The following is a 14,415-nucleotide window of genomic DNA, read 5'->3' as shown; positions in this document are numbered from 1 at the left end:
GTCCGCTCCCGTTCGAAATACACCAGCATCCTCCAGGCAACCGCCTCACTCAAGAAGTCGCGCTTTTGCGCCAGAAATGCGTCAAAAACAGGCCCCGCAAAAGGGATCTAAAAGTTGACCCAGTTGATCAGGCTTTCTGATCCGGGTCCAGCAGGCGATGCATGTGCACGATGAAATAGCGCATCTGGGCGTTGTCGACGGTCGCTTGCGCCTTGCCCTTCCAGGCCACCAGCGCGCTGGCGTAATCCGGAAAGATGCCGACGATATCAAGCGCGGTAAGATCCTTGAAGCGCACGCTCTGCAGGCTCTCCAATTCGCCGCCGAAGACCAGGTGAAGAAGCTGTTTGTTTTCTGTCGAGTCCGTCATCGCCAATTTCCTTACCTTCTCCTCCGCAAGGCTTTCCTGCGGCATTCCGGGGGAAAGGTCAACCCGAGGTCAGTGCCGCAACCAGGCTTTCCAACACATGTTCAGATGCGCCGCACAGGACCCCGTGTTTCACATCGGCACGATTATAGACAAGGCGATTGCCATCCAGATCCGTTAGCCGACCTCCGGCACAGGCAAGGATGAGATCGGCGGCGGCGAGATCCCAGTCATGGGAGTTGCGCTTGACGACCGTGCCATCGATCCGGCCATCCGCCACCATGGCCAATCGGTAAGCGAGCGATGGCACATGACGGATGCGTTGCAGGGTTTCACGCACGCCTTTCGGAAAGCGTACCAGCATATCCTCGGCGACCGCAATCTGCCTGAGTTCGCCTGGCCTTTCCGGCGCGACCGAGATCGGTTGTGCGTTCTTGAAGGCGGTGCCGCCCAGAACAGCGGTGAACTCTTCTTCCAGCGCCGGCGCGAAGAGAACGCCCGCGACGGGCGCACCCTTATGGACAACGGCGACGCTGACGCACCAGGTCTTTTCCCGCGCGATGAAGGCGCGCGTGCCATCGATCGGATCGATCACGAACACTGTGTCGGCCTTCAGCCGGGCACTATCGTCGTCGGTCTCTTCAGAAAGCCAGCCATAGTCTGGCCTGGCCTTGAGAAGGATGGATTGCAGACGGTCGTTGGCCGCAAAATCGGCGGCGCTGACCGGAGAGCGGCCCTCGTTCTTCCACCACACTTCCGGCGCGTTGCCAAAGAAGCCAAGCGCGATCTCGCCAGCTTCCCGCGCCGCCTGGCGGATGAGGGCCAGATCGTCACTCCAGTCGCGATCACCGCTGCCTTCCACCATCAACGACCTGCCAGCGTCATGCCTTCAATGGCAAGGGTCGGTGCCGCCACGCCATAGCTGCGGTCGATGTCATTGGCCGGCGTCACACGCATGAACATGTCCTTCAGGTTCGATGCGATCGTGACCTCTGAAACTGGATAGGCCAGTTCGCCATTCTCGATCCAGAAGCCCGTCGCACCCCGGCTATACTCGCCGGTGATCATGTTGACGCCCTGGCCGATCAGTTCCGTGACATAGAAGCCGTTGCCAATGCTGCGGATCAGATCCTCGGGCGCGATATCGCCCGGTTCCAGCGCCAGATTGGTCGAGGCCGGTGTTACCTGCGTACCGCCGCGCACGCCGCGGCCATTGGTGGAAAGGCCGAGTTCGCGCGCGGTAGAGGTGGAGAGGAACCAGTGCTTCAGCACACCATCCTCAATCATCACCATGCGCTCGCCTCTCACGCCCTCGCCATCGAATGGCCGTGACGACGAACCGCGCACGATGAGCGGATCGTCGGTAATGTTTAGACCGGCTTTCAGAACCTGCTGCCCCATCTTGTCGCGCAGGAAACTGGTCTTGCGGGCAACGGAGGCGCCATTGATTGCGCCAGCGATATGGCCGACGAAGCCGCGCGCCACGCGCGGATCGAAGACGACGGTAACATTGCTGCCCGTTTCGACCTGACGCGGGTTCAAACGCTTCACCACCCTCTCACCAGCTCGACGGCCGATATCTGCGGCGTCATCGAGATCGGCGAGATAGAGGCGGCTGTCATAATCATAGTCCCGCTCCATCTTGGTGCCTTCGCCCGCGATCACGCTGACGGACCGACCAAAGCGGCTGGCGAGATAGCTGCCGGAAAAGCCATGTGAGGTGACCAGCACCAAACCGCCGAAACCGGCCGATGCACCAGCCCCTGACGAATTGGTAACCCCGTTGACAGAAAGTGCGGCCTCTTCCATCGCAAGCGCCGCCTCGGTCATGGCTTCGGTGGAAAGCTCCGACGGATCGAAGAGATCGAGATCGGGGTAGTTGCGGGCGATATCCCGCTCATCCGCCAGGCAGGCGAAGGGATCTTCCGGCGAGACCTTGGCCATGGCAACCGCACGTTCCGCCAATGCAGAGAGGTCGAAGCCCGGATTGGCCGAGACGCTGGCGACGCGGTTTCCGACAAAGACGCGCAACGCGAAATCATCGCTTTCGGAGGCTTCCGTTCCCTCCACCTTGCCGAGGCGCACACTGACCGAACGCGAGCGCGAACGCACCACCACGGCATCGGCCTGATCGGCGCCCGCCTTTTTTGCAAGACTGATCAGCTCGCTTGCGCGAGAAAGAAGGGATTCCGAATCAATTGAAGATGACATGCTTGGCGCCTTTCATTCGGAACCCATGTATTGTGCACTCAGAAAAGCATCAAGGGCGACAGGGTGATTCTTCCATCACGCCGCTTGCTGCATCCCATAACAGGCGAGGTTTGATGGCAACCCCGGATCCCCTTTTCAACGAAACGCTTCTGCTGCTCGGTGGCGCCGTGGTGGCTGCCCCGATCTTCAAACGGCTGGGTCTTGGTACCGTTCTCGGTTATCTCGCGGCCGGCATCGTGATCGGGCCGATCATGCGCCTGATCAATGACGCGGAAGAGGTACTGCGCGTTTCAGAACTGGGTGTGGTCTTCCTGCTCTTCATCATCGGGCTGGAGTTGAAGCTCTCGCGCCTGTGGCAGATGCGCGGCGACATTTTCGTGCTCGGCACAGCACAGGTCGTCCTGTCCGGCCTTGCCCTCACCGGATTGGCCTATGTCAGCGGTATCGCGGGCTGGCAGGGAGCCATCATTGCGGGCTTCGGCTTGTCGCTTTCCTCCACCGCGTTTGCTCTGCAGATTCTGGATGATACCGGCGACACGAACAGCGAATATGGCAGGCGTTCCTTTTCGATCCTCCTGTTCCAGGATCTCGCCATCGTTCCGCTGCTGGCGCTGATCACCGTGCTCGGCGGCGGTGCCAATGCCGACAGCGCCTCCATGCTGCGTGACGCCGGCATTGCGGTGCTGGCCGTTGCCGTGATGATCTTCATCGGACGCTTCCTACTGACGCCGATCTTCTCCGTGATCGCCCGCACCGGTGCGCGCGAGGTGATGCTGGCGGCGGCACTGCTGCTGGTTCTGGGTGCGGCGGCGGCCATGCAAGCCGTCGGTCTTTCCATGGCCATGGGCGCCTTCCTGGCAGGCATCATGCTGGCCGAATCCTCCTACCGCCACGAGTTGGAGGCCGATATCGAGCCGTTCCGCGGCCTGCTTCTGGCGCTGTTCTTCATGGCTGTCGGCCTGTCGCTTGACCTCAAGGCTATCCTCGACAATCTTCTGATCATCGTGATCGGCGTGCCCCTGTTCATGATCGTCAAGGCAGCCCTCATCTATGTTCTCTGCCGGCTGTGGGGATCGAACAAGGAGGATGCGGCGTCCATCGCCTTCCTGCTGCCGCAGGGCGGTGAATTCGGCTTCGTGCTGTTTACGACAGCCATGGCGGCGGGCCTTCTCTCCCCAAGTGCCGCTTCGCTGCTGATTGCAGGCGTGACGCTTTCGATGGCGTTGACCCCGATCGGCGCTGCCCTCTCCCGCCGCTTCCTGGTGCGCGAGGAAAAGCGCGAGGAGATCCCCGAGGATTTCGAAGGTGCGGGCGCCGATGTGCTGATGGTGGGCTTCTCGCGCTTCGGGCAGATCGCGGCGCAGATCCTGCTGGCCGGCGGCACCGATGTTACCATCATCGACGACAACCCGGATCGCATCCGCCAGGCGGCATCCTTCGGATTCCGCATCTATTTCGGCGACGGCACACGGCGTGACGTCCTTGTCGCAGCGGGTATCGAGCGAGCTAAGATCGTTGCCGTCTGCACTCAAAAGCGGGAGGTGACGGACCGGATCGTCGACATGGTGCGGGAGGAGTTTCCGCAGGCGAGCCTCTTCGTCCGCTCCTATGACCGCATCCACACGATTGCACTCAGGGCTAAGCAAGTGGATTACGAGCTTCGCGAAACCCTGGAATCCGGCCTTCTGTTCGGCATGAAGACGCTGGAGGCCCTGGGGCTCAGCGAAACCGAAGCAGCCATCATCGGCGACGACATTCGCAAGCGCGACGAGAAACGGTTGCAGATCCAGGCGGCAGAAGGTTTCACGGCCGGTCGCGACATGCTGCACAACCGCCCGGTCAAGCCGGAACCGCTGATAAAACCGAAGCGTCCGGTGCCGCAGGAGGAAGAAGCAGTCTCAAGCTGAGGCGGTTTCGGCTTCCAACGTCTTCAATACGTCCTCCAGCCCGCGCTTCAACTCGTCCTTGATCGGCTCCGCCTCATCAAGGATTTCGCGGGCTTTGAGGAAATCCAGCACGCCGAAACGATTGATGGCGGGACGCAGGAAGATATGCGGTGGATGCAGTTTCATCTTCAGCGCGATCGCCGCCTGCATCATCAACTGGCTGGCGCCGAACACGCTGTCAAACCGGCTTGGCGGATGCGTGCCATCGCCTTCCGGCGCACCGATGACATCGACGGCAATGACGATATCGGCATCATCAAGCAGATGTTCGTAAGGGATGGCATTGTAGATGCCGCCATCCACCATGATGCGGCCATGGATACGCACTGGCATGAACAGGCCGGGAATGGCGGCTGAGGCTGCAATCGCCGACCGCAGATCCCCCTCCTCCAGCATGACCTCTGACTGGCCGTAATAATCCGTCACCGCGATCTTCAGCGGGATCAGCAGATCGGCAAAATCCTGCGGCACGACTTCAGGCAGGAAGGCTTTGAGGATGTGTTCGAGATTGAAATGGCCCAGCCGAAAGCCACCCATGATGTCGCGCATGCTGGCGGGGCCGAGGCTCCACATGCGGTTCAGCACAGAGGCGCGGTTACCGACGGTATCGATGGTGTAGTCACGGATCTCGCGGCCGCGCATGCCGCTTGCCATGCCCGCCCCCATGATGGCGCCGATGGAGGAGCCGGAGATCGCAACCGGGCGAATGCCCAGTTCATCGAGCGCCTCGATGACCGCAATATGGGCGATGCCGCGCGCACCGCCGCCGCCAAAGGCCACAGCCACCCGAGGCATTCCGCTTCCAGATTTCCGATCGGCCTCTTGAAGCGAAAGTTGGGGGGACATGCGATTTCCTTACGCAGGCTTATAGCGATAGAACTCGACCCGCGTATCGCCGAAGACGCGGTGCTCCAGATGTTGAAAGACCGGATCGACGACCGGCTCTACATCCGCCCGCTCTTCCAGCACCACGAGAGCGCCCGGAACAAGCCAGCCTCCCGTGTGGGCTGCCAGCAATGCCTGCTCGCCCAGCCCATTACCATAGGGCGGATCGGCGAAGAGGAAATGGCAGGGCTCCATGGTTCCGACAGGACCGAGCTTGGTGGCATCACGCCGAAGAATGCGGGCGCGGCCATGCAGGCCGAGGCTCTCGATGTTTTCCCAGAGGATGCTGCGGCCTTCGACGCCGTTTTCCACGAAGAGCGCGCTGCGGCAGCCGCGCGACAGGGCCTCCAGCCCCACCGCACCGGTGCCGGCAAAAAGATCGATCACGCGGGTTCCGTCAATCGCGTCCGGATAGACGTGACCGATGATGTTGAACAGGCTTTCGCGCGTCCGGTCGATGGTCGGCCGGATCGCGTTGGTTTTGGGCGCAGCCAGCGTGCGGCCGCGAAATTCACCGCCGACAATCCGCATGATGCTCAGCCCTTCGGAGTTCTCGGACGACCAGAGCGGGCACCACCGCCCGGACCGCGACTACCGCCGCCACCACCGCCTGAGGGCTTGCCGCCGCGCGACGGACCACCGCGCGAGGGGCCACCCTTGCCGCCGCCGGGACCGGAACGCGCCTTGTCGCCGCTGAAGCGCTTCTCACCGAAGCTCTTGCCGCCAAAGCCCTTGCCCCCACCGCTCTTGCCGCCGCCGTCACGGTCACCGAAAGACCTTGCACCGCGCGGCTTGTCACCGGCGGGGCGCTCGCCGGAAGGGCGTTCACCAAAGGAGCGGCCACGTTCGCCAGAGGGGCGTTCACCGCTGCGACCTTCGCCACCGCGCTCTCCACGTCCACCATCCTTGCCAAAGCCCTTGCCGAACACCTTGCGAGCCTCATCACGCGGACCGCGATCCGGACGCTCACTGCGCTCCGAACGTTCGCCACGCGCAAAGGCCGGCTTTTCACGACGCTCGCCACGATCAGGACGATCCCCGCGCGGTGCGCGATCTCCGCGATCGCCTCTATCGCCGCGCGGTGCGCGATCCCCACGGTCACCACGCTCGAAGCGATCACCGCGACGGCCAAAGCCTTCGGATGCCTCTTCACCGGGCCGCCGGATCGGGCTTTCGGAACGGATCCACTCGCCGTCATCCTCGACGCGGTTGACGGTTACGCGGCGCGTATTCTCCTCCGGTGCCTTGGAAAACAGGCGTTCGGCCTCGGCGCGGGCGGACTGCTTGCCCTTGCCGTCAACGGTCGGACGTGCGCCAGGCGCCATCCACACATTGGCGGTGCGGCTGGTGCCCATTGCCGGACGCTTCGGACGGTCATCGCCGAACTTGCGATCGTCCCCGCCGCCAAAACGCTTGTCGCCGCGCTTGTCACCACCGCGATCATTGCCCTTGGCGCCGCCCTTCGAGAAACCAAGTTTCTCGCGCTTGCCATCGCCACGCTTGGTGTCGAGACGGTCGAGCGCACTGCCGCGACGGTCGTCGCGATCACCAGAGCGGGTTTCGCGAGATGGCTTTTCAGCGCGCTTCAGCGGCTGTGGCTTTTCGTCATCGGCCGGCGCATTGCTATAGATCGGCGCGTCGAAATTGGCCTTGGCCTCTTCGATGAGACGCGGACCCAGCTGGTCACGCAGCATGCGGCCGCGCACTTCCACCACCTGGCCTTCAGGCAGGTCGCCGAGCTGGAACGGGCCATAGGAGATGCGGATCAGGCGGTTCACGTCGAGACCGAGCGCGCCAAGCACGTTCTTGATCTCGCGGTTCTTGCCTTCGCGAAGGCCCATGGTGATCCAGACGTTGTGGCCTTGCGTGCGATCCAGCGTTGCATCGATCGCGCCATAGAGCACGCCGTCGACGGCAATCCCGTCCTTCAGCTTGTCCAGCTGCTCCTGGCTCACCTCGCCATGGGCGCGCACGCGATAGCGGCGCAGCCAGCCGGTGGTCGGCAGTTCCAGAACGCGCGACAGGCCACCGTCATTGGTGAGCAGCAGCAGGCCTTCGGTATTGATATCGAGACGTCCGATCGACATCACGCGCGGCAACTCGTCCGGCAGGTTGTCGAACACGGTGGGGCGACCTTCCGGATCAGCATTGGTGGTCACCAGACCGGCGGGCTTGTGGTAAAGCCACAGCCGCGTACGCTCGATGCCACGGATCGGCTGACCGTCCACTTCGATCGAATCGGAGAGTGTCGCGTTGACGACGGGGGTTTCCAGCACCTGACCATTCAGCCGCACGCGGCCTTCCATGATCATCCGCTCCACATCGCGGCGGGAGGCGATGCCGGCGCGCGCCAAGATCTTGGAGATACGTTCGGGCTTGTTGGACGTTGCATCCGCCACGCCCGCTGCTGCCACATCCGCCTTGCGGGGGGCCTTGGTACGCATTTCGCTGCGTTCCTTTGGTGCGGCTGTTTTCTTCCTATCGCGATCGAAAGGCTTGCCGCCTTCGCGCTTCGGCTTGTCTTTGAAGCTCATTTGTTGTTTTGCCTGAGGCGTGTGTCGGACACCAGACGTGGCGGACATACGTGTGTTAACGGACTAAAATCTGGCTGCATCGGCGCAACATATCGCACGACGCAAGTTGAAGAGTTCCTACCAGTTCGAGCCCTTGGGGTTAAGAGGAAATCGCCGCATGACCGGGACAAATCGTTTCATGGACGAAGCTTTGACTGAAGCCCGGGCCGCCGGTGAGGCGGACGAGGTGCCTATTGGCGCCGTTCTCGTGCTGGACGGCGAGATCATCGCGCGGGCCGGAAACCTCACCAGGGCGGGAAATGACGCAACCGCCCATGCGGAAATGCGTGTCATCCGTATGGCCTGCGAGGCACTTGGCCAGGAACGATTGCCGGGCGCGGATCTCTATGTGACGCTGGAGCCCTGCACCATGTGCGCGGCGGCCATCTCGTTTGCACGCATTCGCAGGCTGTATTACGGCGCGGCAGACCCGAAAGGCGGTGCGGTGGAAAGCGGCGTGCGCTTCTTCAACCAACCCACCTGCCATCATGCGCCGGATGTCTATTCAGGCATGGCTGAAACGGAGGCGGCCAAGATATTGACCGACTTCTTTCTCAACAAACGCTGATCTTATTGGAAAGGCTTCCACCAGGAAGAATCGCTACCGGCTGCGGCAGCTTCCTTCTTGCGGCGTTGTTCCTTCTTCAGTTCCGGCTCGCCGAGATCGGTGAGATCGTTGCTATCGGCCACGCGATAGGCGGTCGGCGGCTCGGTCAGACTCCGGCGCTGGCCGGCAATGCCTGGATTTTCCGAATTAGCCTTGGCCTGACGGAAGGCTTCCCACTTCTGGGTTTCGGTCAGCTGGCCCGCCGTGCCGTTACCGGCGAGCAGCGGCGAACGATAGTTCGGGTTGTTTTCATTGGCCTGGGCTTCGTTGCGCAGACGTTCGCGGGTTTCTTCCGGCGACTCAGCCCAGTTCGGGTTATTGTCGCGGCTGGCGAGAGAACCCTGCGGCTGCGGCAGCGTGCCTTCCTGCTTCTTGTTGACGACCAGGGCAGGACGCGGATTGTACTTGGCGGCAGGCTTGTCGCTGTTGCCGGTGATAGAAACGGAATCGCCTAGATCGTCGACCAGCTGCTCCGCAGCGGTCTTGCTGGTGCCGTAGGTCGGACTGGATACGCAGCCGGCGAGGCCGCCCATTGCCACGACGGCAACGGCGATGATGCCGAACCTTGCATGAATTGCCTGCATCGTCTTCATACGAACCCTTCCAGACGCGCCCGTCCCGCGCGCAAGATACACCAGCACTCGGACTGGCCGAAAATTCCGGCCAATTTCAGGCAGACTTACCGGATGACGCGCCAAAGCGCAATCATCCGGTCACTTTCTCACTTCAATGCGAGATTACTTGACCGCGGCAAGTTCCCGCAGGGCCTGCGCATCCCGTGCGGAGACGTCAGGATAGTCAGGGTCAGAGCCGACATCCTTGGTGATCTTCCACGAGCGGGCGCATTTCGTACCTTCCGCAAGCTTCGGCTCGACGGCGACCTTCGTGCCATCGTCCAGACGGAAGGCATCCGCCGGCCCCTCACCTGCCACCACTGATATATCCGAGGTGATGCAGATTTCCGCAAAATCGAGACCATCGAGCGCCTTCAACAGCTCCGCATCCGCGACATGCACGACGGGAGCGGCTTCCAGAGAAGAACCGATGCGCTTTTCCTTGCGTTCGATCTCGAGCGCACCGGTGACGGCACGGCGAACCGTGCGGACATGCTTCCACTTTTCGGAGACGGCCTCGTTTGCCCATTCCGACGGGATCGCCGGGAACTGTTCCAGGTGAACCGAGGTGGCCGAGGGATCACGCGACAGCCAGGCCTCTTCCGTGGTGAACGGCATCATCGGCGCAAACCACAGCACGAGGCAATCGAACAGCTTGCGGATGACGAAGAGAGCCGAACGGCGCTTCAGGCTCGACGGCGCGTCACAATAGAGCGTATCCTTGCGGATGTCGAAATAGAAGGCCGACAGTTCCACATTGGCGAAATCGCTGAGCGCGCGGACGATGCGCTTGAAGTCGAAATCGTCATAGGCCTTGCGCACCAGTTGATCGAGCTCGCTCAGGCGATGCAGCATCAGCTTTTCGAGTTCCGGCAGATCGGCGTAAGCGATCTCGTCGCCATGGTCATGGGCGAGCGTACCGAGCATCCAGCGGATCGTGTTGCGGATCTTGCGATAGGCGTCGATGTTGGTCTGGATGATCGTCTTGCCGAGGCGCTGGTCCTCCGCATAGTCGGTCGACATGACCCAGAGGCGCAGGATATCCGCGCCGGATTCCTTCATTACATCCTGCGGCGTCACCGTATTGCCGAGCGATTTCGACATCTTGCGACCGTCTTCCGCCATCGTAAATCCATGCGTGACAACGGCGTTATAAGGCGCACGGCCACGCGTGGCGCAGCTTTCCAGGAGCGACGAATGGAACCAGCCGCGATGCTGGTCGGAGCCTTCCAGATAGACGTCCGCCGGCCATTTCAGATCCGGGCGGTCTTCCAGCGTGAAGGTGTGGGTGGAGCCTGAATCGAACCAGACGTCGAGGATGTCGGTCACCATCTGCCACTTGTCGCCGTCATGCGCGTTGCCGAGGAAACGTTCCTTGGCACCGGCCGCAAACCAGGCATCCGCCCCTTCCTTCTCGAAGGCTTCGAGAATGCGGGCATTCACCTGCTCGTCCTTCAGGACATTGCCATCCACATCGGCGAAGACGCAGATCGGCACGCCCCACGCTCTTTGACGGGAGAGCACCCAATCCGGGCGCTGCTCGATCATGGCCCGCAGGCGGTTCTGGCCGCCCGCCGGCACGAAGCGGGTCTGGTCAATGGCGTTGAGCGCACGGGTGCGCAGCGTGGTGCCGTCACCGAGTTCCTTGTCCATATAGACGAACCACTGCGGCGTGTTGCGGAAGATGACCGGCTTCTTGGAACGCCAGGAATGCGGGTATTCGTGCTTGATGCGACCGCGGGCAAACAGGTTGTTCGCGGCGATCAAAGCTTCGGTCACGCGCTTGTTGGCATCGCCCTTCTTGCCGTTATCATCCAGCACGCGGGCGGCACCGCCTTCGGCAGAGGGGCCGAAGCCGGGGGCGTCTTCCGTGTAGTAACCGGCATCATCGACCGGGAACGGAATTTTCGTGTCGATGCCGCGGGCTTCGAGCTCGCGCAGCTTGGACATCCAGGCGTCAAAGTCCTCGCGGCCATGGCTCGGCGCGGTGTGGACGAAGCCCGTACCGGCATCGTCTGTGACGTGATCACCATCGAGCAGCGGGACCTTGAAGGTGTAGCCGAGAGCGGCGAGCGGATGCGCGCAGGCGAGAGCGCTGAGTTCGTCAGCGGGAACCTGACGAATGCGCTTAAACTCCAGCTTGGCCTTTGCAAAGGCGTCGGCCGCCAGCTTGTCGGCGAAGATGAGCTTTTCACCCGGACGGGGACCGAAGTCGTTCGCAGCAGCCGTTACTTCGTAAAGGCCATATTCGATGCGCGACGAGTAGGAGATCGCCCGGTTACCGGGGATCGTCCAAGGCGTAGTCGTCCAGATGACGACAGAGGCGCCTTCATCGCTAAGCGCTTTAGCCGATGGAGGAACCTCCGATAGCTGCTGACCCGGCTTCCAATCCTCCAAATGAACATCAGGAAGCTGTAAAGCCTCCACCACCGGGAACTTCACCCAGATCGTATCGCTTTCGACCTCGTGATACTCCACTTCCGCCTCAGCCAGCGCGGTGCGCTCCACAACCGACCACATGATCGGCTTGGAACCGCGATAGAGCTGGCCGCTCATGGCGATCTTCAACAACTCGCCGGCGATGCGGGCTTCCGAATGGAAGGCCATGGTCGTGTAGGGATGATCGAAGTCGCCCTCGATGCCGAGGCGGCGGAATTCCTCCGACTGGATGTTGATCCAGCCTTGCGCGAACTCGCGGCACTCTTTCCGGAATTCGTTGATCGGGACTTCGTTCTTGTCCTTGCCCTTGGCGCGGTAGGCTTCCTCGATCTTCCACTCGATCGGCAGGCCGTGGCAATCCCAGCCGGGCACATAGTTGCTATCAAACCCGCGCATCTGGAACGAGCGGGTGATGACGTCCTTCAGCACCTTGTTCAGCGCATGGCCGATATGGATGTTGCCGTTCGCATAGGGAGGGCCGTCGTGGAGCACGAACTTTTCGCGGCCGGCAGCGGAGGCGCGCAGCTTCTTGTAAAGCCCCATTTCCTTCCACTTTTTCGCCATTTCCGGCTCCTTCTGGGGAAGGCCGGCGCGCATCGGAAACTCGGTCTGCGGCAGATAGAGCGTGGAAGAGTAATCGTTCTTGTCGACGTTATCGGTCATGGATCAACCATTCATGAGGGCGACGGCACAAGCGTCGCGCGGATCAAAATTCGGCGTGGCGGACGATAGCGCTTGGGAACGGGAATAGCCCAAGCACCGAAAACCCGGACCTTCCCGCGCGTGGATTACGCTGCTCGGAAGGCCGGGCCGATAATTCGAAAACTGCGGGCCACGGAGACAAAGGTCATAATGGCGTGGTGTTTAAGTGTTTTTGCCCTGAAAGAAAAGAGACAAGTCCGGCGCAAAAAAGAAAGAAGCGGAACGTGCGGCCAGGTCAGGCCCGGCACATTCCGCTTCCATCAAGCACAAGAATTCAGGCAGCGTGGGATAGGTGCGACTTGCCGCTCATAAGCTCAACCACGGCGGAGGCGGGAGCGCGGCGAATATCCCTTTGGTCCTTGCTGATCACTGTCGCATATTTCAGCGCTGCTTCCTCGCTGGCGAAAAGACCGCCGAAACGATTGGCTTCATCCTGAAGGACCCAGAAGCCGTGCTGGTCGCGGCCAATGGTAAAGCGGGGAGAAGACCGGAAATTCGAACGCTGATTGGCAAACTCACTCATGACACGTACTCCTTCTGAATGTGAGGGGCCGGATGCCATACCCGACCACGAAGCCGCGTCTCATAGCGCATTTATGATCGAAAAGCCTAGTTGTTTATGGATTTCTGCCATGCAGAGGGATCAGGCGCCCTTACTCAGGGCCGGTTGCGCACAGGCAATCGTCCGGCCCAGGTCACTGGAAGGCCGAGGCCGTGTAAAAGAAGAGGCGGCATCACACTTCCGAAAACAGTTCAGGCTGAGAGACGTGAAGTATCCGTGTCATCCATAGTGGGCAACAAGTGTGGAGAGTGGGCAATAACGCGATTGCGGCCGCCATCCTTGGCGGCATAGAGCGCCAAATCAGCATCCGCCATCCATGCATCAAGGCTTCGGGAGGCATCACGCATGATGGCAAAGCCGCAGGAAAAGGTCAGGCGAAAGCGGTGGTGACCCGAGACGATATCCATCGATGACAACGCCTGTAGCGCCGCATCCAGAATATTCTGGGCCGATGCCTGATCACGGCCCGGCAGGCAGATGCCGAACTCCTCTCCGCCCAGTCTTCCGAGGATGGAGTCAGGTGGAAGGCTGTCGCTCATGCAGCTGCTAAACTGGATCAGCGCATCGTCTCCTCCCTTGTGGCCAAAGGTATCGTTGATGCGCTTGAAATGGTCGAGATCGAGAACGGCGATGGCCGCGGCGCCGGTCTGAAGCCGTATCGTCGTTTGCTGCAGGAACATGCGACGGTTGAGAAGCCCGGTCAAACCATCCCGCTCGGCCAGCTGCCGCTGGACTTCGCCGCTGCGCTCCAGCTTCAGCACCATGGCCATCAGGAAGGACATGAGGTTGAAGATCAACAGCAGCATGCTGGTATAGGTCATCCAGTCGGAGATCGGCACCCGCCCGACAAACTGCACAGGGTAAAGAATGGCCAATGGTGCAGTCGCCGCGTTGGCAGCCGCATAGATGGCGTAAACGGCTGCCGCCAATCGGCCAGAAGGCAGCCATTCGCCCGGCTTGGCATGCCATAGAACGATGGCAGCCAGCGCGAGATTGGCAGCCGAACCCAGGTAGATCAGCGTGATGCGGATACTGGCGGGGTCCTGCGCAAGCTCCGCCAAGGCAAAACCAACGCATACGACCGCCGAGACGTAAAAGGCTTCCCGCAGCTGATAAGGCTGGCCATAAAACTCCTTGAACCCCAACCGCATGAAGCCGGTCAGCGCGACATAGATCGAGCCGCCGATATAGCCCATGATGTTGTAGGGAAGCGCTTCGGTCATGCTGGTGAAAGCGGCACCAATGACCATGAACCAAGCGGCCAATAGCCAGTGGATCATCTCCTTCTGGCGCGGATTGCGCAACCAGGCGACAGTCGCAATGATCACCAATGCAAAATTGACAATGGCGTTGTAAGTGACGACCGTCAGCAGGTCCAACATGGGTTCAGCACGCTTTTTGTAACCGATGCAGCACTTACACCGCAAAAACCGATAACAACTACTAATTCCCGAGTGAAGGCATCATCCGAAGCAGGAAAGGGTAAAGCCGATCTAAATGGAGTCGATCTAG

The 14,415-nt window shown here is 61.1% G+C and carries 12 protein-coding genes; 2 read left to right on the top strand and 10 right to left on the bottom strand.

What is annotated here, in order from left to right:
* Window positions 1-127: 127 nt before the first annotated feature.
* Genes Q2T52_RS03645 through Q2T52_RS03635 form a run of 3 tightly spaced genes read right to left on the bottom strand, consistent with a single transcriptional unit; the run spans window position 128 to window position 2,575 of the window.
* Window positions 128-367 (bottom strand): DUF4170 domain-containing protein, encoded by a 240-nt coding sequence (locus tag Q2T52_RS03645; RefSeq protein WP_302075307.1) that lies wholly within the window; start codon window positions 365-367, stop codon window positions 128-130.
* A 58-nt stretch (window positions 368-425) separates the two neighbouring features.
* Window positions 426-1,229, bottom strand: a complete 804-nt coding sequence (locus tag Q2T52_RS03640; RefSeq protein ID WP_302075306.1) for a 3'(2'),5'-bisphosphate nucleotidase CysQ — start codon at window positions 1,227-1,229, stop codon at window positions 426-428.
* Window positions 1,229-2,575 carry a TldD/PmbA family protein gene (locus Q2T52_RS03635; RefSeq protein WP_302075305.1) on the bottom strand — a complete coding sequence of 449 codons (1,347 nt, stop codon included), beginning with the start codon at window positions 2,573-2,575 and terminating at the stop codon, window positions 1,229-1,231. The genes Q2T52_RS03640 and Q2T52_RS03635 overlap by 1 nt, the downstream gene beginning before the upstream one ends.
* Before the next feature lie 113 nt (window positions 2,576-2,688).
* On the opposite strand from Q2T52_RS03635, the gene Q2T52_RS03630 reads away from it, so the two are divergent.
* The gene (locus Q2T52_RS03630; protein WP_302075304.1) at window positions 2,689-4,482 is read left to right on the top strand and encodes a monovalent cation:proton antiporter-2 (CPA2) family protein; all 1,794 of its coding nucleotides are present in this window, start codon (window positions 2,689-2,691) and stop codon (window positions 4,480-4,482) included.
* Here Q2T52_RS03630 and Q2T52_RS03625 read toward each other — a convergent pair.
* The 3 genes from Q2T52_RS03625 to Q2T52_RS03615 are packed head-to-tail and all read right to left on the bottom strand — an operon-like array spanning window position 4,474 to window position 7,940.
* Window positions 4,474-5,367: a patatin-like phospholipase family protein gene (locus Q2T52_RS03625; protein WP_436799481.1), complete on the bottom strand. Its 894-nt coding sequence runs from the start codon at window positions 5,365-5,367 to the stop codon at window positions 4,474-4,476. The genes Q2T52_RS03630 and Q2T52_RS03625 overlap by 9 nt on opposite strands.
* A 9-nt stretch (window positions 5,368-5,376) precedes the next feature.
* A complete protein-coding gene (rsmD, locus tag Q2T52_RS03620) occupies window positions 5,377-5,937 on the bottom strand; it encodes a 16S rRNA (guanine(966)-N(2))-methyltransferase RsmD (RefSeq protein ID WP_302075302.1) in 561 nt (186 codons plus the stop codon).
* Between the two features lie 5 nt (window positions 5,938-5,942).
* Complete coding sequence (locus Q2T52_RS03615; protein WP_302075301.1) at window positions 5,943-7,940, bottom strand: pseudouridine synthase; 1,998 nt, start codon at window positions 7,938-7,940, stop codon at window positions 5,943-5,945.
* 157 nt (window positions 7,941-8,097) lie between these two features.
* Between Q2T52_RS03615 and Q2T52_RS03610 the strand changes: the two genes are divergently transcribed.
* The gene (locus Q2T52_RS03610; protein ID WP_302075300.1) at window positions 8,098-8,547 is read left to right on the top strand and encodes a nucleoside deaminase; all 450 of its coding nucleotides are present in this window, start codon (window positions 8,098-8,100) and stop codon (window positions 8,545-8,547) included.
* Window positions 8,548-8,549: 2 nt separating this feature from the next.
* On the opposite strand, the gene Q2T52_RS03605 is transcribed toward Q2T52_RS03610, so the two are convergent.
* The 4 genes from Q2T52_RS03605 to Q2T52_RS03590 form a co-directional block, all read right to left on the bottom strand.
* Window positions 8,550-9,179 carry a hypothetical protein gene (locus Q2T52_RS03605; protein ID WP_302075299.1) on the bottom strand — a complete coding sequence of 210 codons (630 nt, stop codon included), beginning with the start codon at window positions 9,177-9,179 and terminating at the stop codon, window positions 8,550-8,552.
* Window positions 9,180-9,323: 144 nt separating this feature from the next.
* Complete coding sequence (ileS, locus tag Q2T52_RS03600) at window positions 9,324-12,302, bottom strand: isoleucine--tRNA ligase (protein WP_302075298.1); 2,979 nt, start codon at window positions 12,300-12,302, stop codon at window positions 9,324-9,326.
* Between the two features lie 313 nt (window positions 12,303-12,615).
* Window positions 12,616-12,864, bottom strand: a complete 249-nt coding sequence (locus Q2T52_RS03595; protein ID WP_302075297.1) for a hypothetical protein — start codon at window positions 12,862-12,864, stop codon at window positions 12,616-12,618.
* A 230-nt stretch (window positions 12,865-13,094) separates the two neighbouring features.
* Window positions 13,095-14,285 carry a GGDEF domain-containing protein gene (locus tag Q2T52_RS03590; RefSeq protein ID WP_302075296.1) on the bottom strand — a complete coding sequence of 397 codons (1,191 nt, stop codon included), beginning with the start codon at window positions 14,283-14,285 and terminating at the stop codon, window positions 13,095-13,097.
* Between the last annotated feature and the right edge of the window lie 130 nt (window positions 14,286-14,415).

Source organism: Rhizobium oryzicola (genome assembly GCF_030504645.1).
Taxonomy (GTDB): Bacteria; Pseudomonadota; Alphaproteobacteria; order Rhizobiales; family Rhizobiaceae; genus Neorhizobium; species Neorhizobium oryzicola.
The sequence above is the reverse complement of the archived record's forward strand: the minus strand, read 5'-3'. Positions and strand labels throughout refer to the sequence as shown.